Source organism: Methanobrevibacter woesei (assembly GCF_003111605.1).
In the GTDB taxonomy this organism is placed as follows: Archaea; Methanobacteriota; Methanobacteria; order Methanobacteriales; family Methanobacteriaceae; genus Methanocatella; species Methanocatella woesei.
The window spans coordinates 59,733-80,221 of record NZ_MZGU01000003.1 but is presented as its reverse complement, the minus strand read 5'-3'; the positions used below and the strand labels follow the sequence as shown (position 1 = coordinate 80,221).

The 20,489-nt window shown below is 29.1% G+C and carries 19 protein-coding genes and 2 tRNA genes; 11 read left to right on the top strand and 10 right to left on the bottom strand.

The annotated features are described in order from the left end of the window. Nucleotides 1-45: 45 nt before the first annotated feature. The 8 genes from argC to MBBWO_RS01770 all read right to left on the bottom strand — a co-directional run bounded on the left by argC (nucleotide 46) and on the right by MBBWO_RS01770 (nucleotide 9,273). Nucleotides 46-1,065: an N-acetyl-gamma-glutamyl-phosphate reductase gene (gene argC, locus MBBWO_RS01805; RefSeq protein WP_116669180.1), complete on the bottom strand. Its 1,020-nt coding sequence runs from the start codon at nucleotides 1,063-1,065 to the stop codon at nucleotides 46-48. A gap of 12 nt (nucleotides 1,066-1,077) precedes the next feature. Continuing rightward, nucleotides 1,078-1,539 carry an adenylyltransferase/cytidyltransferase family protein gene (locus MBBWO_RS01800; protein WP_116669179.1) on the bottom strand — a complete coding sequence of 154 codons (462 nt, stop codon included), beginning with the start codon at nucleotides 1,537-1,539 and terminating at the stop codon, nucleotides 1,078-1,080. After that, nucleotides 1,539-2,282 (bottom strand): 1-(5-phosphoribosyl)-5-[(5-phosphoribosylamino)methylideneamino]imidazole-4-carboxamide isomerase, encoded by a 744-nt coding sequence (hisA, locus tag MBBWO_RS01795; RefSeq protein ID WP_116669178.1) that lies wholly within the window; start codon nucleotides 2,280-2,282, stop codon nucleotides 1,539-1,541. The genes MBBWO_RS01800 and hisA overlap by 1 nt, the downstream gene beginning before the upstream one ends. A 177-nt stretch (nucleotides 2,283-2,459) precedes the next feature. Further along, complete coding sequence (locus MBBWO_RS01790; RefSeq protein WP_116669177.1) at nucleotides 2,460-3,200, bottom strand: ABC transporter permease; 741 nt, start codon at nucleotides 3,198-3,200, stop codon at nucleotides 2,460-2,462. 8 nt (nucleotides 3,201-3,208) lie between these two features. Then, the gene (locus MBBWO_RS01785; protein WP_116669176.1) at nucleotides 3,209-4,147 is read right to left on the bottom strand and encodes an ABC transporter ATP-binding protein; all 939 of its coding nucleotides are present in this window, start codon (nucleotides 4,145-4,147) and stop codon (nucleotides 3,209-3,211) included. Between the two features lie 279 nt (nucleotides 4,148-4,426). After that, a complete protein-coding gene (locus tag MBBWO_RS01780) occupies nucleotides 4,427-6,169 on the bottom strand; it encodes an ABC transporter ATP-binding protein (protein ID WP_116669175.1) in 1,743 nt (580 codons plus the stop codon). Then, entirely contained in the window at nucleotides 6,162-7,979 is a 1,818-nt protein-coding gene (locus MBBWO_RS01775; protein ID WP_116669174.1) for an ABC transporter ATP-binding protein, read from the bottom strand. Before MBBWO_RS01775 ends, MBBWO_RS01780 begins: the two co-directional genes overlap by 8 nt. A 313-nt stretch (nucleotides 7,980-8,292) precedes the next feature. Then, nucleotides 8,293-9,273: a helix-turn-helix domain-containing protein gene (locus MBBWO_RS01770; RefSeq protein WP_116669173.1), complete on the bottom strand. Its 981-nt coding sequence runs from the start codon at nucleotides 9,271-9,273 to the stop codon at nucleotides 8,293-8,295. Nucleotides 9,274-9,394: 121 nt separating this feature from the next. Here MBBWO_RS01770 and truA point away from each other — a divergent pair, with 121 nt between their 5' ends. The 4 genes from truA to MBBWO_RS01750 all read left to right on the top strand — a co-directional run bounded on the left by truA (nucleotide 9,395) and on the right by MBBWO_RS01750 (nucleotide 13,836). Further along, on the top strand, nucleotides 9,395-10,264 hold the full coding sequence (gene truA, locus MBBWO_RS01765) for a tRNA pseudouridine(38-40) synthase TruA (protein ID WP_116669291.1): 870 nt from the start codon (nucleotides 9,395-9,397) through the stop codon (nucleotides 10,262-10,264). A 142-nt stretch (nucleotides 10,265-10,406) separates the two neighbouring features. Next, on the top strand, nucleotides 10,407-11,729 hold the full coding sequence (gene wecB / locus MBBWO_RS01760; RefSeq protein WP_116669172.1) for a non-hydrolyzing UDP-N-acetylglucosamine 2-epimerase: 1,323 nt from the start codon (nucleotides 10,407-10,409) through the stop codon (nucleotides 11,727-11,729). Further along, nucleotides 11,713-12,807 carry an ATP-grasp domain-containing protein gene (locus MBBWO_RS01755; protein ID WP_116669171.1) on the top strand — a complete coding sequence of 365 codons (1,095 nt, stop codon included), beginning with the start codon at nucleotides 11,713-11,715 and terminating at the stop codon, nucleotides 12,805-12,807. The genes wecB and MBBWO_RS01755 overlap by 17 nt, the downstream gene beginning before the upstream one ends. 6 nt (nucleotides 12,808-12,813) lie before the next feature. Further along, entirely contained in the window at nucleotides 12,814-13,836 is a 1,023-nt protein-coding gene (locus MBBWO_RS01750; RefSeq protein ID WP_116669170.1) for a hydantoinase/oxoprolinase family protein, read from the top strand. Between the two features lie 19 nt (nucleotides 13,837-13,855). Here the strand turns inward: MBBWO_RS01750 and MBBWO_RS01745 are convergent, their stop codons facing one another. After that, nucleotides 13,856-14,422: a CDP-2,3-bis-(O-geranylgeranyl)-sn-glycerol synthase gene (locus tag MBBWO_RS01745; protein WP_116669169.1), complete on the bottom strand. Its 567-nt coding sequence runs from the start codon at nucleotides 14,420-14,422 to the stop codon at nucleotides 13,856-13,858. Between the two features lie 198 nt (nucleotides 14,423-14,620). On the opposite strand from MBBWO_RS01745, the gene tes reads away from it, so the two are divergent. From tes to MBBWO_RS01710, 7 genes are all read left to right on the top strand, one after another. After that, nucleotides 14,621-16,117, top strand: coding sequence for a tetraether lipid synthase Tes (gene tes / locus MBBWO_RS01740; RefSeq protein WP_116669290.1), 1,497 nt, complete (start codon nucleotides 14,621-14,623; stop codon nucleotides 16,115-16,117). A gap of 288 nt (nucleotides 16,118-16,405) precedes the next feature. Beyond that, the gene (hacB, locus tag MBBWO_RS01735) at nucleotides 16,406-16,891 is read left to right on the top strand and encodes a homoaconitase small subunit (protein ID WP_116669168.1); all 486 of its coding nucleotides are present in this window, start codon (nucleotides 16,406-16,408) and stop codon (nucleotides 16,889-16,891) included. A gap of 24 nt (nucleotides 16,892-16,915) precedes the next feature. Continuing rightward, nucleotides 16,916-17,533, top strand: a complete 618-nt coding sequence (locus tag MBBWO_RS01730) for an HVO_0476 family zinc finger protein (protein ID WP_116669289.1) — start codon at nucleotides 16,916-16,918, stop codon at nucleotides 17,531-17,533. A 6-nt stretch (nucleotides 17,534-17,539) separates the two neighbouring features. After that, nucleotides 17,540-18,817: a tRNA (N(6)-L-threonylcarbamoyladenosine(37)-C(2))-methylthiotransferase gene (locus MBBWO_RS01725; RefSeq protein WP_116669167.1), complete on the top strand. Its 1,278-nt coding sequence runs from the start codon at nucleotides 17,540-17,542 to the stop codon at nucleotides 18,815-18,817. A gap of 273 nt (nucleotides 18,818-19,090) precedes the next feature. Beyond that, on the top strand, nucleotides 19,091-19,291 hold the full coding sequence (locus MBBWO_RS01720) for a histone family protein (RefSeq protein ID WP_116669166.1): 201 nt from the start codon (nucleotides 19,091-19,093) through the stop codon (nucleotides 19,289-19,291). Nucleotides 19,292-19,430: 139 nt separating this feature from the next. Further along, nucleotides 19,431-19,502, top strand: a tRNA-Val gene (locus MBBWO_RS01715). A 3-nt stretch (nucleotides 19,503-19,505) separates the two neighbouring features. Beyond that, nucleotides 19,506-19,578 (top strand) — tRNA-Phe (locus tag MBBWO_RS01710). Nucleotides 19,579-19,747: 169 nt separating this feature from the next. On the opposite strand, the gene deoC is transcribed toward MBBWO_RS01710, so the two are convergent. Further along, nucleotides 19,748-20,479, bottom strand: coding sequence for a deoxyribose-phosphate aldolase (gene deoC, locus MBBWO_RS01705; RefSeq protein ID WP_116669165.1), 732 nt, complete (start codon nucleotides 20,477-20,479; stop codon nucleotides 19,748-19,750). Between the last annotated feature and the right edge of the window lie 10 nt (nucleotides 20,480-20,489).

The window sequence follows — 20,489 nt, the reverse complement described above, 5'->3', positions numbered from 1 at the left end:
CCCTTTTCTTTTATCATATTATAATATTAATGTTTTATATAAAGATTAAGGGTGAAGACCATAAAATTCTAAACCCATTGATTCTTTTAATCCTAACATAATATTCATATTGTGAATAGCTTGTCCAGATGCTCCTTTAACAAGGTTATCAATAGTGGATAGCATAATAACTCTTCCGGTTTCATCAATTTCAAATCCTCCAATATGAGCGAAGTTAGAACCACGAACAGAACTTAAATGAGGTATTTCTCCTTCATCCATTAATTTAATAAAGTATTCTCCACCATATTCTTTTTTGTATATTTTCCTTAATTCTTCAGTAGTAATATTTTCGTTTTCTTTATTAAGGAAGCTGTGGCTTGTTGTTTGAATTCCACGAATAACTGGAACTAAATGTGGTGTAAATGAAACTTTAACTCCTTCAAATCCTTTTAATTCTTGCTGTATTTCAGACATGTGTCTATGGTTTGAAATTTTGTAAGGATTAACATTATCTGCAATATTTGGATAATGAGTTGTTTGAGAAGGACTGACACCAGCTCCACTAACTCCTGTTTTTGAATCTATAATTATTCTATCTACTAAATCATTTTTAACTAAAGGATAAGAGGATAATATAGCTCCAGTTGGGAAACAACCTGGATTAGCTACTAAATCTGCTTTTTTAATTTCTTCTCTATAAATTTCAGGAAGACCATATACTGCTTCTGCATCACTTGTATGTTCAATTCCATACCATTTTTCATAAACTGCGGTGTCTCTGTATCTGTAATCTCCACTTAAATCAATAACTTTAGCACCAGTCTCTAATAAGTCTGGAACTATCTTCATTGATGCTCCATGAGGTGTTGCAGTAAATACTACATCTGCATCTAATTCTGATGGTTTTTTGTCTTTAAAAACAAGTCCTGAGTCTCTAATATGTGGATGTATTTTATGAGCTTCAACTCCATCATATTGTCTTGATGTAATGTCTGTTATTTCAACTTCCGGGTGGTTTAATAACATTCTAAGTAATTCTCCACCTGTATATCCGCTTGCTCCTACAATAGCTATATTATACATTATATTTCCTCCTTATTCGCAATTATCTAATATTTTACCTTTAAAATCTGTTCTTTTAATTTTTTTAATAATTTTGCAGCTACTATCAAGTTCTGCATGATGATAATAAGTTACACGTTCCACTTTTGCTTTTAAACCTCTTTTATTAACAGTTTCTTGAAGTTTTTCAACATCATGGTTTTGATCAGGACCAATAGCTATAATATCCGGGTTAATTTCTTCCACAATCTTAAAGAAATCTCCATTTTCATTTCCTAAAACTGCAACATCAACAGGTTTTAACATTTGAATTAACTTTAATCTTTGATTTTCATCTACAATCGGGACTCTTTTTCTTTTTTTAACAGTGGAATCGCGAGCTACAACAACATAAAGTTTAGCATCATCTCCACCCAACTGTTTTGCACATTCAAGGTATATTCCATGACCTGGATGCAATAAATCAAAGGTTCCTGTTGCCATAACTTTTTTCATTATTCCACTACCTCTTCATATTTCAAAGCATCTTTTAAGTTAATTTTATTTTTATAAAGTGCTGAACCAATAACGACTCCTTTAACACCAGTTTTATTAAGTTTTGCTAAATCTTCTGTCGATGTTACTCCTCCAGAGTAAACTACTGGTAAATCAGTAGAATTAACAAGATTTAAGACAGGTTCTGTGTAAAAACCATTTAACAGTCCTTCCACATCTACATTTGTGAAAAGAATACTTCCAGCACCATGTTCTTTAAATTCATTTGATAATTCTTCAGGGGTTTTATCAATTTTTTCTTGCCAGCCTTTTATTACAACTTTGGAATCTTTACTGTCTAGTGAAATCATTATTCTGTCTGAACCATATTCTTCAGATAACTCGTGGATAACTTCGGGATGTTTAATACCCATTGTTCCAATAATGACTCTGTCAATGTCTAAATCCAATAGTTCTTTAGCATATTCAAGGCTTCTAATACCTCCACCTAACTGGACTGGAACTGATAGTTCATTTACAATTTTTTTAATTGTAGGTAAGCTAGTTTTACCATCAATTGTCCCATCTAAATCAATTATGTGAACTGTTTTAGCTCCTTGTTCCTGCCAGGATAATGCAACCTTTTCAGGATTGTCAATGACAACTTGTTCACTTCCTGGTTTTCCTTGAACTAATTGAACACATTTTCCATTTCGTATATCAACAGCAGGCATTATTAACATCTTATTTTCTTCAAATGACATTTAAACCCCATATTAAATTTTATCATAAAATTTTCTATTATAATAAAATATGTTTTATAATATAATTAAAACTTTAGAATTTTTTAAGATATTAATAATTTTTAAAATAAGGTAAAAAATTAATAATTTAAATTTTAATAAAAAAAGAGGAAAGGGTTTATGGCAACCCTTTTAATTTTATAATGGTGTATCGGTTTTATAGAGGTAGATGTAACTTAATACAAAGCCAATTATAAATACTGCAAGAATAATTCCAAAGGTTGTTGCTTCACTGTATGCATATTGACTTAATTCACCATTGGCAAGTACAAAGGAACCTGTCCAAGGGAAAAGAGGGGTGAGATCTCTTCCATAAATCATCATATTCCCCACGGTTACAACTCCTCCAGCTATCATTGATGGGACTAAACTTTTTATCCATATTGCAAAGAATGCAAATGGAGTCATTGTAAGAAATAGGAGAACTCCATTGTAGAGGTAACTAGTTATGGTTTCAGAGAAAATGCCGAAAGTCAATCCTTTAATTCCTATGACTTCACCAAAGAGGATAAGTCCAAAGTAGCTAATTAATACGAGGAGAATGGTCCATATGAAAAACATAAGGAATTTACCGCATAGATATTTTATTTTTGATATAGGGGTTGTTAGTATTGATTTTAAGGTTCTTTCACTATATTCTCTTCCGAATAAATATGCACTAACAATTGCAAATACTTCCACACCAAGTAACATAAATAGGAACTGTTTCATTACTTCGAATCCATCTTTAAAATAAAATATATAATCTGGTGATTGCCATAATTGGTATGCAATTCCCATACTTAGCATAAATGGAACAAACAATGCTCCTAAGATGGTTATAAAAAATATTTTTGATCTTTTTAGTTTTAAAAACTCAGTTTCAATAAATGTAATCATTTAATCACCTACTGTACATAAACATGTGTGTCTAAAAGATTTGTGAAGTAATCTTCAAGACTTTCTTCAATTAATTCTAATCTAAATATAGAAATTTTGTTTAAAACTAAGACTTTCACAATTTCAGCTCTATTATCAAAGTTAGATAATAATTTAATAGCGTTAGGATTATCATAATTTCTTACAAAATCTATATTTTCCTTCAATCCGCATTCACCCAGTATTTCAATAGATTTTTCTATATCGGAGGTTTCAAGATTGATATACTTATCAGCTTTATTGTGAAGTTCTTGGATGTTTATTTCTTCAATTAATTCACCATTGTCCATTATTGCAATTACATCAGCTATATGTTCAATTTCAGAGAGGATATGGCTAGATATTAGTATTGTAATGCCGAATTCATCTACTAATTTTTTAAATAGATTTCTCATTTCTTTTATTCCAATTGGATCAAGACCATTAATAGGTTCATCAAGAATTAATAAATCCGGGTTATGTACAATAGATGCAGCTATTGCAAGGCGTTGCTTCATTCCAAGAGAGTACTTTTTAAATATTTTATCTTTTTCACCATCTAGTGAAACCATTTTAAGTGCAGATTTTATATTTTTCTTGTTGTAAACACCTCTAAGCTTTGTAAAGATTTTTAGGTTTTCTTCTCCAGTAAGGTTTTCATAAAAACCAGGAGTTTCTAAAATAGAACCAATCCTTGGGTAAATCTCTTTTGGATGTTTTTTAATATCTTTTCCAAATATGTGGATTTCTCCAGATGTTGGATTAGATAAACTTAGAAGCATGGACATGGTTGTGGTTTTACCAGCCCCATTTTTTCCAAGTAATCCGTAGATTTTCCCCCTTTCTACTTTCATGTTTATGGAGTTTACTCCATATTCTTTTTTGAATTTCTTTGTAAGGTCATAGGTTTCAATTACATATTCAGTCATTTTTTCTCATCTCTTTCAATAAGTTCATGTAAACTATTTCTTACATATGTAAAAATTACATTACATTATATTTAAATGTTTTGGATTAGTTTTTATTTAAATAAATAGCTATTTTGGGTTTAATCTTTAATATTTTTATTTAAATTAGTTATTTTCATAAAAATAGTGTAATTAACTTATTGATATTAAATCTGAATAAGTTAACATTGTTTTTAATTAATTAAATAATGTAAAATTTATATTACATTTTGAAAAATTTTAAAAAAAATAAAAGAAAAGTTAAATATTCCAGTTACTACTTTCCTTTTGAATATTGACCATTTTAGCAAATAAACCATTATTTTCTAAAAGTTCATTAGGAGAACCCTCTTCAATAATAGCTCCCTTATCCAAAACAATTATTTTATCTGCATTTGCAATTGTACGCATTCTATGAGCTATTACAATAACAGTCTTATTTTTAATTAAAGCAGAAATTGCTTTTTGTATTTCAGATTCATTTTCAACATCTAAAAAGGAAGTGGCTTCATCTAAAAGGATGATTGGTGCATCTTTAAGTAATGCTCTAGCTATTGAAATTCTTTGTCTTTGCCCTCCAGAAAGTAATGCTCCATTTTCACCAATAATAGTGTCATAACCATCAGGTAATTTTTCAATAAATTCATCGCAGCGAGCTATTTTCGCAACTTCTTTTATTTCTTCATCAGTTGCATCTCTTGATCCAATTTTGATATTTGCTTTGATAGTGTCATTAAATAGAACTACATCTTGGAAAACAATAGCATAATTTTCAAGAATTTTTTCTGAATCTACATCATATAAATTTACACCACCTAACTCCACTTTACCTTTTGTAGGATTCCAAAATTTAGCAGCTAATTTGGTAATTGTACTTTTTCCGCATCCTGAAGGTCCAACAAGTGCTGTAACTTCTCCCTGTTTGGCAGTAAAATTAATATTTTTTAGTACAGTGTCAGAACTATCATAATTAAATTCAACATCACTAAATTTCAAATCATAACTATTTAGATTGTAATCTGTTGTTCCACCTTTCATTACTTGGTCATTAATGTTTCTCATTCTTTTGATTTTAATTTCAGAGTTAAATATCTCAGATAAGAACAATAACGAATTTTCAATTGGAGTATAAATCATAGCTGATGCAATTAAAAATAATAGAAATGCAAAAATTGAAACACTATTGCCAACTATTAAATAAGCTCCTATAAGCATAACAGATAGCATCCCTAATTTTAAAAACATATGTCCGGTTACTACTCCTGCAGCACCCATTAATTCACTTTTAATTCTTGATTTTTCCACATTTTTAATTTTATTATCTAATGTGTAAAGATATTCTTTTTCATAATTATATGACTTTAAATCAATCATTGTTTCAATACATTCTTGGATTCCATCACTACATGCTCTTGTTTTAGCTATTACGTCTTTACCTCCTTTTTGTTGTAGGCTTTTAGATGCGTATATTATAATAAATGCAACTGGAACTACCCATAAAAGAGCAATAGATAATCTATAATCAATAGAGAATAGAGAAATAGCTACAATGACTACAGATAAAATAGAACCAAATAGCTGTGGAATTGCATGTGAGAAAGTGTGTTCTAAGTCTGTACAATCTCCCATTATTGTGGTAGTAAGATCTGATAAGTCTCTATTTTCAAAAAATGATAAAGGTAATTTACGTAGACTTTCAGCAAGATTCACTCTTCTAATTTCACTTTCACGATATGTTGTATTATAAACTGCATGATATTGTTTCCATGCAAATAAGAAAATAACTGCTAGAACAATGAGAATTGCAATGATAAATATCCATAAATTAATTTCAGATGATTTACCTGTAATTAAGGGTTCCATCCATAAATAGAGAACAAGAACATATAATCCAACAGGAATCATTATACTTATGTTTAAAAGAGCTGTATAAATCATTCCTTTCATTAATTCTTTTGAACCATTTCTTGTTAATGCAAATTTTTTAGATAAATAATCAATCATTGTTATCACCATTTTTTTCATCTGAAGTGTTTTTAACTTTCCATTCCACAGATTCATTAAATTCCTTCCACATATCTGCATAAACTCCATTTGATTCAATTAATTGTGAATGTGAGCCTTCTTCAATTATTTCACCTTCATTCACTACAAATATTTTATCTACATTTTTAATAGTGGATAACCTATGAGCTATCATTAAAACAGTTTTATTTTTTGTTATTTCACTAATAGCTTTTTGAATTTTTAATTCATTTTCAGGATCTGCAAGTGCTGTAGCTTCATCTAAAATGATAATTGGAGCATCCTTGAGAATTGCTCTTGCAAGGGCAATACGTTGTTGTTCTCCTCCTGAAAAGTAGGTTCCTTCTTTTCCAATTATTGTATTAATTCCTGCAGGAAGTCTTTCTAATATATCTTCGCATTGGGCTAGTTTAAGAGCTTTCAATACTTCTTTTCTTGTTGCATTTTCTTTAGACATTGCAATGTTGTTGTAAATACTATCTTTTAATAAGTGAGTGTCTTGAAATACAAAGGAAATTTTTTCCATTAACTCTTTTTGAGAGATATCTTTAATGTTTACATTCCCAATTGTTATATTTCCTTTGTCTACATCCCAAAATCTAGGTATTAATGAGGCTATTGTTGTTTTTCCTCCTCCTGAGGGTCCAACTAATGCAACTGTTTCACCTTCTTTAATTTTAAGGTTGATATTATTGAGTGTGTGTTTTTCATTAGTTTCACTTTTGTCATAATCAAAATAAACCTCCTCAAATTCTATTGAGTATTCCTGTGGGGATTGTGGATTTACTGGTTCAGATAATGGTTTTTCATCTAAAATGTTTTCTATTTCTTTTAATGCTTCTCTGGCCATAAACCATTCTTGACTTACCATCATTACTTTATTTAGCATCACACTACAAAATGGAGTTAAAATAACGTAAAATACGAAGCTTAATAAGAAATCAGTGTTAGCTATTGATCCAATTAAAAGTATTCCTGCAGGTATAAGTACAGCAAAGAATCCATTTACAGAAACAGTAAAAGAACTCATTGGTAATTGCCAGGAAAATGTGTATCTGCTTACAAATTTTCTATAATCTCTAATTGATTTGTAGAAGTTTTTATATGAATAAATGGTTTGTTGGAATGTTTTTGTAACTGGAATTCCACGAACATATTCCACTGCTTCACTATTCATTTTTTCTAAAGATTTTTGATAGTCAACCATGAATTTTTGTGATTCTCCACTTATCATTGTCATTAAAAGTATAAATGAGATAATAATTGGAATTAAGGAAACCAATGCTAAAATCCAGTTGAAACTAAATAAAATTATGAAAAATGCAATTGGTGTTACAATAGCTCCTGTTAAATCCGGTAATTGATGAGCTAAAAATCCTTCTGTTGTTGATGTACTGTAATCAATTCTTTTTCTTAAACTTCCACTTGTATTCTTTTGAAAATATCCTAATGGTAAAGTTAAGATATGTTTCATTGTTTTATATTTCATATTTCTTTCATTTCTAAATGCAGAAACATGAGTGCACATTAAACCTATAAAATTAATTATTATTCCCAGAACTGCAAATAGAATGGCCATAAATGCATAATATTCTAAATTTTGTGCTTGAGAAAAATTTGGAAATACGATGAATAATGCTTCAATGAATTTCCAAATGTATATAAAAGGAATTAATAAAAAAATAGCACTAATAGCTGATAAAATACATCCAATTATTGTAAATATTTTATAGCTACCTGAAAAATTTAGTAATGTAAAAAATTTATTTTCATTTTTATTTATTTCCATTAATATCACCTTTTTAGGTTTAAATAAGATAAAAAATCGTATCTATTATTGCATCTTTATTTTCTGCTCTTTTTTTTAATCTAAAGTCATCTTTCTCTCAATTAATAATTTAGGCATACCTAAAAATCTAATGTATGTGCAGAAAGGACATTCTTTTTAAATTCAATAAAAAACTAATAATATTTGTTTATTTTATCAGAAAAGAAAAAAGAATAATTATACAAGTTAGATATAATCTTTTGTCTAATAATTTTGTTTATTATACTCTCTATATAAATATAATCGAACCAAAAAGGCAAATTAATCCAAAAAGTCAATATTTTTTTAAGGTTCTATATTCGGATGGTGTAAATCCTGAATAATCTTTAAAAGCTGCAGTAAATTTACTTGAATTTTTATATCCTACCTTATTTGCTATTTCTGCAATTTTAAAATCAGTATTTTTTAATAATTCTTCTGCATGTTGTAGTCTATACTCTTTTCTCCATTTAAAAAGAGGTTTTCCATATATTGCTTTAAAGCATGTTTTTATTGTTGTTTTACTTATATTATATTTTTTTGAAAGTTCATTTAATGTTAAATCTTTATTCAAGTTTTCTGTTAATTCATCTTTTATCATCTTTATTGTATTTACATGTTTTAAGGAAAACCCATTTTTAGATATGGATTTATTTCTTTCTAAGTTAGTTATTTTAAGGAATAATAATAGTTCGACACATTTTAATTTAAAATAGCTCATTTTTATCCTTTCATCAACATTATATAGCTCGCTAATAACGTGGTCTATTTCTTTATTTGATCTAAAGATGGCTATTCCATTATTTTCTTTAATTAACTCATACAGGTAGTTAAATTTTATTTCTTCATTAAGGAAGTTGCTAATTGATTTTTCTGCCTTTGGAATGTCAATTAGTAACTCTAAGCCCTCGTAATAACCCAATGTAAATGAGGATATCTGTTTTTGATGGTATGCAAAACTAGCTACTAAGTCACCTTCTCCTAAATAATTTAACATTCCTGGTTCTAATTCGCATTCAAATCTTCCTTTATTACAGTGATTAATCTCAATTAATGTGTTGGATACTTTTTTTTCGCATAAAAATTCTTCACAATCAAATGCATGAAAATCATTATAAATTAAGCTAATGCCTTCAAATATATCATAACAGGTCATTGTGCCATGTCCTGTTTTCAAAGAAAGTTCGTAGGTTGTTTTTAAATCTTCTTTTTTTAGTTTTACTTTTTCACCAAAATAATATGAATCAAGCATGTCTTTGATAATTTCATCCTTCATTATTTCACCTTTAATTTAGGTATGACTAAATAATTTTTTATTTTAAATTATTTAATAGTTGTTCCCATTATGCTTGATTTTTACAATAGCTTTTTATCCTGAAATTAATAATATAAGTAATATGAAGAGAACAGCTTTAAAAATTGGATATATTGGAACTAATTTTCATGGATTTCAAAGACAGCCAGATTTAAGAACCGTAGAGGAAGAATTAATCTACCATCTACGTAAATTAGACTACATTGATGATTTAAAGAAATCTAGATTCAGAATAGCTGGAAGAACTGATGCTGGTGTTCATAGTTTAGGAAATGTAATTAGTTTTCAAAGTGAAAAAGAAGTAAGAGTTAATGAAATTAATAATAGTTTACCTGATGATATCCAAATTTTAGCTAAAGCTCCTGTTCGTTTTGGTTTCAAGCCACGTTATGCAGAAATGAGGCAATATCGTTATTTATTATTTAGAGATGATTTAGATATTGATAAATTAAATGAAGTTGCAGAAGTATTTAAAGGAACTCATAATTTTACTAATTTTACAAAAAGATTTCAAAAAACAACAACTAGAACAATAGCAGATATTAAAATAAGTCAACCTACTCTCGAAGATTATCATAAAAAGGATTTTCCAAATTTACATGAACCTTTAACTCCAATTTTTGTAGATATTTATGGTGAAAGCTTTTTATGGAATATGGTTCGTAAAATGATGAGAGTTTTTGTTGATGTAGCTATTGGAAAAATGGAAATTGAAGAAGTTAATAAACTTTTAAATCCTCCTGAAGGTGCACCAAGAGCCAATATTAAAGTTTTAGAACCAGATTATTTAATTTTAATGAATGTTGAATATGATGGTGTTAAATTCCAATATGATCAGTATGCCTGTGAGAGATTTACAAGAGATTTAACAGACAGCTTATGTGACTTGCAAAAGAAGTATGCAATTCGTGAATCAATGATTAAAAGCTTGAAAGATTTAAAAGGAAATTAATACTTTTCTAGTTCTATTTTTTCCCTATTTTTAAAATATTTATTTAAAATATTGCTTAGGTGTAAATTCCATTTTTACTAATGAAATAATTTTTATAAAAATTTAAAAGGTATTTATACAATATATTTAGTTAGTGATAAAAATGAAAATAGCTATTGTACTTGGAACTAGGCCAGAAATTATTAAAATGGCGCCAATTATTGATGAAATTGGAAAAAGAGGTATTGACTTAGTTCTTCTTCATACTGGTCAACATTATGATAAGGAAATGTCTGATAATTTCTTTAAAGACTTGGAAATTCCTGCTCCAGATTATAATATTCATGTGGGTTCTGGATCTCATGGAAAACAAACTGGATTAATGATGCAGGGTATTGAAGAAGTTATGATTGATGAAAAACCTGATATTGTTCTTGTTCAAGGAGATACAAATGCAGTACTTGCAGGAGCTCTTGTTGCTTCTAAATTACATATTCCAGTTGGACATGTTGAAGCAGGATTACGTTCTTTTGACATGACAATGCCTGAAGAAATTAATAGGATGGCTGCTGATGTCTGTTCATTAATGTATTTTGTTCCAACAGAAGAATCAGCAATTAATTTGCTTGCAGAGAATATTTCTCATAAAAAATTATTTATAACTGGAAATACTGTTGTAGATGCATGTTTCAGACATTTAGAAATAGCTAAAAAAAGAGGAATTGAAGAAGAATCATTAGCTAATCTAGATATTGAAAATATGGACAATATTTTAACCTTAACAATGCATAGGGCTGAAAATGTAGATGATGAACATAGGTTAAAAGGAATTATTGGAGCTTTAGAAGAGCTAAATGATATGAATATTATTTTCCCTATCCATCCAAGAACTAAAAAGACTTTGGAAAACTTTGGACTCTTTGATAAGTTAAACAGTTTAGAACATGTCCATATTATAAAGCCTTTAGGATATTTGGACTTTTTATTATTAACTTCAATGTCTACTTTAATCTTAACTGATTCCGGAGGTCTTCAAGAAGAAGCTATTACTTTAAATGTACCTGCATTAACTTTAAGATATAATACAGAACGTCCAGAAACTGTTACTGCTGGAGGTAATATTTTGGTAGGTTCTGATAAAGAAGTTATCCTGGAAAATGCACGTAAGATTCTTGAAGATGAAGAATTTGCAAATAATATGAGAAATGCTAAAAATCCTTATGGTGATGGGAACTCTTCTATTTTAACTCTTGATGCTATTGAAGATTACTATAATAAAGGACTATTAAAAATAGAATCTCCAGAAGATATAATGTCATCATTTAATAGAAAAATGGCTTTAATTGATGAAGATATTACTGTTGAAGACTTTGAAAAAGAAAATCAATCATTAATTCATATGATATATGATAATGGAGTTATGAAGTTTCCAGCTAGTGAATTAAACTTAAAAGGCATGATGATTACTTATGATTGCTTCCAGTGAGCCTATTTTAGCATTTGAATATTTTACAGCTTCTGGTGAAAAAGATCAGTGCATTATCTCTGAAGCAGAAGCTTTAATCTTTTCTTTATTGGATGATTTAAAAGATGAAGAAGTTCATTTAGTTATTAATGAAACCTATAAAGATTTAGTCAATGATTATGAAAATGTATCTCCGATTTTAATCAATGAACCTTTAGAAAATTGGCTTTTAGAAAATGCAGCACAATTTAAAAGAGCTATTTTCATTGCTGCTGAAAATGACAACAATTTGTATAAGTTTACTAAAATACTTGAAGATAATAATGTTAAACTTTACACTTCTTCAGCTGAGGCTTGTTATGTAACTTCTGACAAATATGAGCTTTTTGAAGAGTTGTATGGTGTGGTTCCTCAACCAAGAACATTTAAATTCAAAATCGATCCTAAAGGTTATTGGAAAAGAGCCCTCACTAATTTATATAAAAAATGGCAGGCTGAAGATCCCTTAACCCAACTTAAGATAATTATAAAACCAGTTACTGGTGTTGACTGTGAAAATATAAAGATTATTGAAGATATTAATGATTTATCTTATGATTTAGAAAAGATTTTTCCGCCAGGTTCCAGGATATTGGTTCAGGAATATATTGAAGGGATTGATGTAAGTGTTAGTTTAATTTGTGATGGGGAAAATGTAATTCCAATATGTCTAAATAAGCAATTTATTGAAATAAGAAATGAAAAGGGAACTTATATTGGAGGTCAGTCTCCTTTTAAATCTGAATTTGAAAAAGAAGCATTTGATACTGCAGTTAAAGCTGTAAAATATGTTGATGGTTTAAAAGGTTTTGTTGGTGTGGATTTACGTATAAGTGATGATGGATATTTCCCAGTTTATTTACTTGAAATTAATTCTAGATTTACAACACCTTATGTGGGAATTCAAAAAATAACTAATTTTAATATTGCATCAGCTATTATTAAATTAATAGATGGTGAAATAGCTATTGGGGATATAGAAAAAGATATTTCTCTTGAAGGTTCAGTTGTATTTAAAAAAAGTGGTAATAATTTAATAATTGATGTTGATAAGGAGTAATTTATAATGAAAGTAGCAGGTTTTGATATTGGTGGAGCAAATACTGATTTAGCTATTATTGATTTTGAAGATGGTGAAATTAAAAATATTGAAGTGGATTATGCATATCTTCCAATGTGGAGCAATAATGATGATTTAGCTAGTGTTTTAAAGGAATTAATTGAAAACATATGTCCTTTTGAAGATATTGATGCTGTTGGTATCTCAATGACAGCTGAACTTGTAGATGCATATGTAACTAAAAAAGAGGGGGTTCTTGATGTTGTTAATAAATGTGATGAGCTCTTTGATTGTCCTGTAGGTTATATTACTCTAAAAGGAGTATTGTCTAGTGAGGACTTAAAAAAAGATCCTCTTCAGGCAGCAGCTGCTAATTGGATTGCTACCTGTGAAATAGCTACTTTAATAGCTGAAAATTGTATTTTCATTGATACTGGAAGTACAACTACTGATATTATTCCAATTAAAGATGGAAAACAATGTGCAATTGGTAATTCTGATTTTGAAAGACTTGCAACTGGTGAACTTGTCTACACCGGAACTTTAAGAACAAACTTAGCTAGTTTTTTAGATAAAGTAGAATTAAATGGAAAAGAGTATAGGGTTGCTTCAGAGTTATTTGCACAGACTGCTGATGTTTACAGAGTTTTAGATTTAATTGATGAAAAAGATTATATTTGTGACACCTTTGATGGTGAAGGTAAATCTAAAATTGAATGTATGAGAAGAATTTCAAGAGTTTTATGTGCTGATTTAGATTCAATTTCTACTGATGATGTTGTTGAAATTTCTAAGTTTATTCATAAAGAACAGGTAAAACAGATTGCTGATGGCCTTAAACAGGTATCTGAAAAACAAGGATTGAATTTAGTTATAACAACAGGGCTTGGAAAAGATATTTTAGATGCTAAAGCTGCAGAAAGTCTTGGTTTGGAAGTTAAATCAATGGGTGATATTTTAACTGATGAAGAATGTGTTGTAGCTCCTGCTGTAGGTACTGCAGTTATGATGAATAAATATTTAAATTAAAAAAAGTTTTGTTATGGTTTTAATACCATACATCTTTTATTCCTATTAGATAAGCTATTGTATTAGCTAGTAAATGGATAATCAATGTTAAAATACATGAAAGGATTATAAAATCTAAGCTTAAATGTATTATAGGCAATACAAGGATTAATCCCATAATAATAAAATCTAATTGATCTAAAATCGGAGCAGGTCTTCCACGTTGGATTCCAATTCTTCTTTTTATATAACTTCCTATTGCATCACCTAATAATGCTCCAAAACCTAATAGGAATCCTACAAGTATTCCTTCATGTAAGTTACTACAGATAGGGGTAAGAATATATTCTCCAAAGTTTTCCAGTAAATATGGTCCGAAATATCCTTGAATGGCGCCAACAAGAGTTCCCACAATTGCTCCTGCTATTAATCCTCTCCAGGTACAGCCATCGCCTATTAATCTAACGCCATTTTTATCAGTTTTTCCAAAATCAACAGGAATGCCTCCACCGAATATCAATCCGCTACTATTGGATAAATAGGCAGGTAATAAAAAGTAAAGTGTTGTAATTAAGACTGCAATGGGTAAATAAATTGTCTCTACCATTCTTTCCCTCTTAATTTCTAATTAATATTAATTATATACAATATAATTATTAAACTTATAGTATTAAACAACTTTATTTTTTAACAAAGTATAAATATGAATTATAATAATAAATTATTAAGATATATAATAATATTATAATATTATTATTGATTTTATTTTTTCAGATTTAATTAAGGTGATTTTTTGAGTATTAAAATGACTAAAAGCCTATGTCCAGTATGTTCAAAACCACTTGATGCTGAAGTTTATGAAGAAGATGGAAAAATTCTAATTAAAAAAACTTGTGATGAGCATGGTGAGTTTGTAAATACATATTGGTCTAGTGCTGATTTATACAATCGTGCAAATAAATATGAACCATCAATTCGTTCTGTTGAAAATCCTATGGTTCAAGGTTCTTTTGGCTGTCCAAATGACTGTGGACTTTGTGAAAACCATGAGACTTCTACAGTATTAGGATTAATTGATGTTACTAATAGATGTAATTTAAAATGTCCAATTTGTTTTGCTAATGCTGCAGCATCTGGTAGGTTATATGAGCCAACACAAGATGAAATACGTGACATGCTTAGAAATTTAAGAAATTTAAAACCTCATCCAACTCCAGCTATTCAATATGCTGGTGGTGAACCTACAGTACGTAAAGATCTTGTAGAACTTGTTGCAATGGCTAAAGAAGAAGGATTTACTCATGTTCAAATAGCTACTAATGGTTTAAGATTAGCTAGAAAAGAAGAACTTCCTAAACAATTAAAAGAAGCAGGTCTTAACACTGTTTATTTATCATTTGATGGTGTAACACCAGAACCATATATTGCAAGTAGAGGTAAAGATTTACTTGATCAAAAGAAAAAAGCTATTGAAAACTGTAGGAAAGCAGGATTAGGGGTTGTTCTTGTACCAACATTAGTTAAAGGTATTAATGACCATCAAGTAGGAGATATTATCAAGTTTGCATTTGATAATAGAGATATTATTTATGGTGTAAACTTCCAACCAGTATCTTTCTCTGGAAGAACTCCAACTGACCAAGTGGAAGAACAAAGAGTTACAATTCCTGATTTCCTCCAATTAGTTGAAGAACAAACTTATGGGGATGTAAAAACAACTGATTTTTATTCTCCTTCAGCTGTTGAATCTGTTTCTAGATTTATTGGTGCAATGGAAGGGGAAGATCCAAGTGTAACCTTAAATTGTCATCAACATTGTGGTGTAGGTACTTATGTATTTATTGAAGAGGATGGGGATGAAAATACTTTAAATAAATTAATTCCAATTACTCGTTTCTTAGATGTTGAAAAATTATTTGAATTATTAAATAATTACTCAGATAGGATTGAAAATGGTGGATTTGGAATTAGTAAAAGGGTATTAGCTAGAGCTGCAAAAGATTTCCCTAAATTAATCGATAAAAGTGAAAAACCTGAAGACTTAAACATTTCAAGAATTTTATTAAATGTCTTCACTAAAAGGTCTTATGATGCTTTAGGAGATTTCTCTAAAGATGCAATGCTTATTTCATGTATGCACTTTATGGATGCCTTTAACTTTGATGAAGATAGAGTTAAAAAATGTGTTATTCATTATGCAACTCCAGATGGAAGAATTATCCCATTCTGTACTATGAATTCAATGTATAGAGAATCTGTTGAAGAAATGTTTTCAACTCCTCTTAAAAGCAGTAAAGACTAAAATTCAAATAATCTATGATTAACGAAGTTGAATCAAATGGATATTCTATCTTTAGGGATGTTTGATAGGTATAATTGAAAATAGAATATAATTAGATTGTATGCTCTAATAATTCAAGTCACATTCAAATATAATTAATTTTAATTGTATTCTTTATTGTGTTATAGGAAATATTAGGTTTAATCTGAAAAAATAAATATTGATTTAAAATTAGAGTTTAATATCATTTGATTCAATAATTAAACACAAAATCATAGATTTATAATTTTTATTAGTGAAGGGATATTTATGGATAAAATTAAAGGAAAAACATGGACTTTTGATAAAAATATTGATACTGATGTTATTATTCCTGGAAGATATTTAAGGACTTTTAATCCTGAAGATCTTGCTAAACATGTTCTTGAAACTGAACGTCCAGATTTTACAAAGAATGTTCAAAAGGGAGATATAATTGTTGCTGATGAGAATTTTGGCTGTGGGTCTTCAAGAGAACAGGCTCCTGTAGCTATTAAAACAGCAGGTGTAGATGCAATTGTTGCTAAATCTTTTGGTAGAATTTTTTATAGGAATGCAATTAACATTGGCCTTCCAGTAATTATTAGTGATATTGAAGCAAAAGATGGAGATATTATAAGTATCGATTTATCTGAAGGTAGTTTAGTTAATGAAACTACTGGGGAGTCTGTAACTTTTGAACCTTTTAAGGATTTCATGCTTGATATTCTTAATGATGGTGGTGTTGTTAACCATTATTTAAAAGAAAAGGGTTAATTTTTTTATGGGGGCGTAATGAAAATGGAATGTCCTATTTGCGGTTCTGATGATGTTGAGATTTTAAATTCAAAACAAAAATCTACAAAAAAGAAATTTACTGAAGAGTTATTATTAAGATGTAATGACTGCCAACATGTGTTTAGGGATACTTTTTCAGCTAAAAAACCTAAACCATATAGAATTATTATTAGTGAACAAGATCAATCTATCAAATCAACCATTGATTTATCACCTAATGATGAATTAGAAGTTGGGGATGTTCTTATCTCTGAATTAGGTCAGGTTGAAGTTACCAGTATTGAAACTAATGCAAAAAGGGTTGAAAAAGCATTAATTGAAGATATTAAAACTATTTGGGCTTCATCTGTTGAAATTCCGGCACGTATTGGTTTTTCTGTTGATTTACATGGAAAAGTTGATTCATATAAACTTGATTTAGATAGGGATTTTGAAATAGCTACTGAAGATATAGTTAAAATAGATAATCGCATTGTTAAAATTCATGTTATTAAAACTAATGAAAGAAAAACTACTTCTGGTTTTGCAAAGGCTTCTGTTATTAAAAGAGTCTACTCTAAGCCTATTAAACTTAATAACTATGATTATGATTTGACTAAATACATTGTAAAGAAAAGTTAAGATAATATGAAAGTATTTATAGAAACATATGGATGTACTTATAATCAGGCTGATTCTCAAATCATGGCAGGTTTATTGAAGGATAATGGTATTGATTTAACAGATAATATAGAAGATGCTGATGCCATCATTGTTAATACTTGCTATGTAAAACTACCAACCGAGAATAAAGTAACCTACAGGATTCAAAAACTACAAAAAGAGTTTCCTGATAAGAAAGTGATTGTTGGGGGCTGCATGGTAGAAATTGATGGTGAAAAACTTGAAAAAGTTGGTCCTGATTGTTGTTGGATTGGTCCGCATAAATTAAATCATGTTGCTGATGTTGTTAAAGGAGCATGTAATGGAAATATTGTAAGGGAACATGGTTTTACAAAAGATAGTAAGGTAGGACTTTCTAAAGTTAAAAATAATCCTTATGTTCATATTATCCAAATCTGCGAAGGTTGTACTGGTGTATGCACCTTCTGCTGTACTCGTTTTGCAAGAGGTTCCCTAAATAGCTACCCTATTGAAGATATTAAAAAAGAAGCTCAATTAGCTATTGATAATGGTGCAGTTGAAATTCAATTAACTGCTCAAGATACTGCTTCATTTGGTTTGGACACTGGTGAAAAATTATCTGATTTAATTGAAGAAGTGGCTAATTTAGAAGGAGATTTCCGTGTTCGTGTTGGAATGATGCATCCTAGAAATCTTTTACGCGATCTTGATGGAACAATTGATGCATTTAAACATCCTAAGGTATTTAATTTCATTCATTTACCTGTTCAAAGTGGTAGTGATAAAGTTTTAAAAGAAATGAATAGATTGCATACTGTAGAAGAGTACAAAGATATTGTAAATAAATTTAAACAGGCGATTCCTAATTTGACATTAGCTACTGATATTATTGTTGGTTATCCTACAGAAACTGATGATGATTTTAAATTAACTTGTGATTTGCTTAATGAGGTCAAACCTAGTTTAATTCATTTATCTAAATATCAACATAGGAAAGGTGCAATTTCTTCTTCACTTAAAGAAGTTCCTCATGAGGTCATGAAAAAAAGATCTAAATTCTTGTCTGATTTTAAAGTGGAAATTACAAAAAAGGAGAATGAGGAATTGTTGGGTTCCATCCAAAAAGCAGTGGTTGTTGAAAAAGGCTCAAAAGGTGGATTTATAGCTAAATCTGATTCTTATTTGCCTATTGTTGTTGATGATGTTAATTTAGGGGATTTTGTTAATATAAAAATTTCAGAAACAACAGCTACTTATTTAAAAGGCACCGTTGTTATGTAAAACATTATCATTCGATAATTATTTTTTATTTTAAAATTTAGTCATACATAACTTTTTTTTAAAATATAATTTTTGATATTTTTTTAACGGTTCTTTATTTATATTTTTAATAATTTTTTTTCCTTTAATTTTTATTATAATCTTTAATATTTTTTAATAGGTAAGTTCAGTTATTATATGGTTTATGTATTATCTATAACTCTCAGATAATGGGTTTTAACCGTTAGGTTTATATACTATGTTGGACCATTAATTAACTAGGAGGTGTAATAAATGAGTGAATTACCAATTGCACCAGTTGGTCGTATCTTAAAAAATGCTGGAGCACAAAGAATTTCTGATGATGCAAAAATTGCATTAGCTGAAGCATTAGAAGAAAAAGGTGAAGAAATCGCTAAAAAAGCTGTAGATTTCGCACGCCACACTGGTAGAAAAACTGTAAAAGCTGAAGATATCAAATTAGCTATCAAATAAGTTTTTTACAGTATGTTTTAATTCTATTGGCCATTTTTGGTCAATTTTTATTATTTTTTTAGTTCCTCTAGTTTTGGTTCTGAGGCAATAAATAAAAACATTTATATATATGTTTTTACAAATAATAAATTGTTGTGAAGGACCGGTGGTCTAGGGGTATGATTCCTCCTTGACATGGAGGAGATCACGAGTTCGAATCTCGTTCGGTCCATTTGCCGTGGTAGTTCAGTTGGGAGAACGCTAGACTGAAGATCTAGATGTCGCTGGTTCAAGTCCGGCCCACGGCATTGTTAATACTCTTTTTTAGATTCTTTTTTAAAAATTAATTTTATATTATTTATTCTCTTGAATTTATTTTGTATAGCTATTTTTGATTTAAATTAAGAGATTATTTATAAAAATAGGTTTTATTGAAATTAAAATTGGTAAATAAAAAGAAAAAAAGAAGAATAACTTTTATTCATCATCACTAAAAGTTATTGGTTTTGGAGTTACTTGGGTATTTTCTCTTAAATTACGGTAATCTTTTACAATTTGATACCCATTTGTTGTTCCAATAGTATCAGCACCAGCTGTTAAAATTTGATTAGCTATTTTATAAGTGTCTGCACCGCTGGATACTTTGATTTTAATTGAAGGTGCATATCTTTGAACAATATTGATGTCATTTACTGTTTCATAGATTGTTGGTGCACTTACAAATCCTGTTGAAGTTTTAATATAATCAGCACCAGCTTCTTCAATAGCTTTTGAAACTTCTGCTTTTTCGCTGTCTTCTAAAGCTTGTGTTTCAATAATTACTTTTAAGATTTTGTCTCCTAATAATTCCTTAACTTTAGAGACTTCTTCTTTGATTTTATCATATTTTTTATCTTTGACATAGCTTAAATTAACAACCATGTCTAATTCATCTGCACCATTGTCAATAGCAGCTTTTGCTTCTCCTATTTTTGATTCAGTACTTTCAAATCCTAATGGGAAACCAATTACAGTAACTACTTTTATATTTGTATCTTTTAATGCCTCTTTAGCAAGCGGTACAAATGTAGGATTTATTACAACTGCACGAAAGTCAAATTCCTTTGCTCTTTCAAGAAATTCTTTCATTTCAGCTTCAGTTGCAGTATTGTTTAAATTTGTATATTCAATTACATTTGCTAATTCTTTTGAATTTTTTATTTGATACATATAACTCACG

Excerpts from the sequence above, each read along its gene's own strand:
- tes (WP_116669290.1), top strand. The coding sequence starts at position 14,621 with ATGACTAAAAGCCTATGTCCAGTATGTTCAAAACCACTTGATGCTGAA.
- hisA (WP_116669178.1), bottom strand. The coding sequence starts at position 2,282 with ATGTCATTTGAAGAAAATAAGATGTTAATAATGCCTGCTGTTGATATA.
- MBBWO_RS01720 (WP_116669166.1), top strand. The coding sequence starts at position 19,091 with ATGAGTGAATTACCAATTGCACCAGTTGGTCGTATCTTAAAAAATGCT.
- MBBWO_RS01750 (WP_116669170.1), top strand. The coding sequence starts at position 12,814 with ATGAAAGTAGCAGGTTTTGATATTGGTGGAGCAAATACTGATTTAGCT.
- deoC (WP_116669165.1), bottom strand. The coding sequence starts at position 20,479 with ATGTATCAAATAAAAAATTCAAAAGAATTAGCAAATGTAATTGAATAT.
- MBBWO_RS01770 (WP_116669173.1), bottom strand. The coding sequence starts at position 9,273 with ATGAAGGATGAAATTATCAAAGACATGCTTGATTCATATTATTTTGGT.
- truA (WP_116669291.1), top strand. The coding sequence starts at position 9,395 with ATGAAGAGAACAGCTTTAAAAATTGGATATATTGGAACTAATTTTCAT.
- wecB (WP_116669172.1), top strand. The coding sequence starts at position 10,407 with ATGAAAATAGCTATTGTACTTGGAACTAGGCCAGAAATTATTAAAATG.
- MBBWO_RS01775 (WP_116669174.1), bottom strand. The coding sequence starts at position 7,979 with ATGGAAATAAATAAAAATGAAAATAAATTTTTTACATTACTAAATTTT.
- MBBWO_RS01725 (WP_116669167.1), top strand. The coding sequence starts at position 17,540 with ATGAAAGTATTTATAGAAACATATGGATGTACTTATAATCAGGCTGAT.
- MBBWO_RS01785 (WP_116669176.1), bottom strand. The coding sequence starts at position 4,147 with ATGACTGAATATGTAATTGAAACCTATGACCTTACAAAGAAATTCAAA.
- MBBWO_RS01745 (WP_116669169.1), bottom strand. The coding sequence starts at position 14,422 with ATGGTAGAGACAATTTATTTACCCATTGCAGTCTTAATTACAACACTT.
- MBBWO_RS01800 (WP_116669179.1), bottom strand. The coding sequence starts at position 1,539 with ATGAAAAAAGTTATGGCAACAGGAACCTTTGATTTATTGCATCCAGGT.
- MBBWO_RS01780 (WP_116669175.1), bottom strand. The coding sequence starts at position 6,169 with ATGATTGATTATTTATCTAAAAAATTTGCATTAACAAGAAATGGTTCA.
- hacB (WP_116669168.1), top strand. The coding sequence starts at position 16,406 with ATGGATAAAATTAAAGGAAAAACATGGACTTTTGATAAAAATATTGAT.
- MBBWO_RS01755 (WP_116669171.1), top strand. The coding sequence starts at position 11,713 with ATGATTGCTTCCAGTGAGCCTATTTTAGCATTTGAATATTTTACAGCT.
- MBBWO_RS01730 (WP_116669289.1), top strand. The coding sequence starts at position 16,916 with ATGGAATGTCCTATTTGCGGTTCTGATGATGTTGAGATTTTAAATTCA.
- argC (WP_116669180.1), bottom strand. The coding sequence starts at position 1,065 with ATGTATAATATAGCTATTGTAGGAGCAAGCGGATATACAGGTGGAGAA.
- MBBWO_RS01790 (WP_116669177.1), bottom strand. The coding sequence starts at position 3,200 with ATGATTACATTTATTGAAACTGAGTTTTTAAAACTAAAAAGATCAAAA.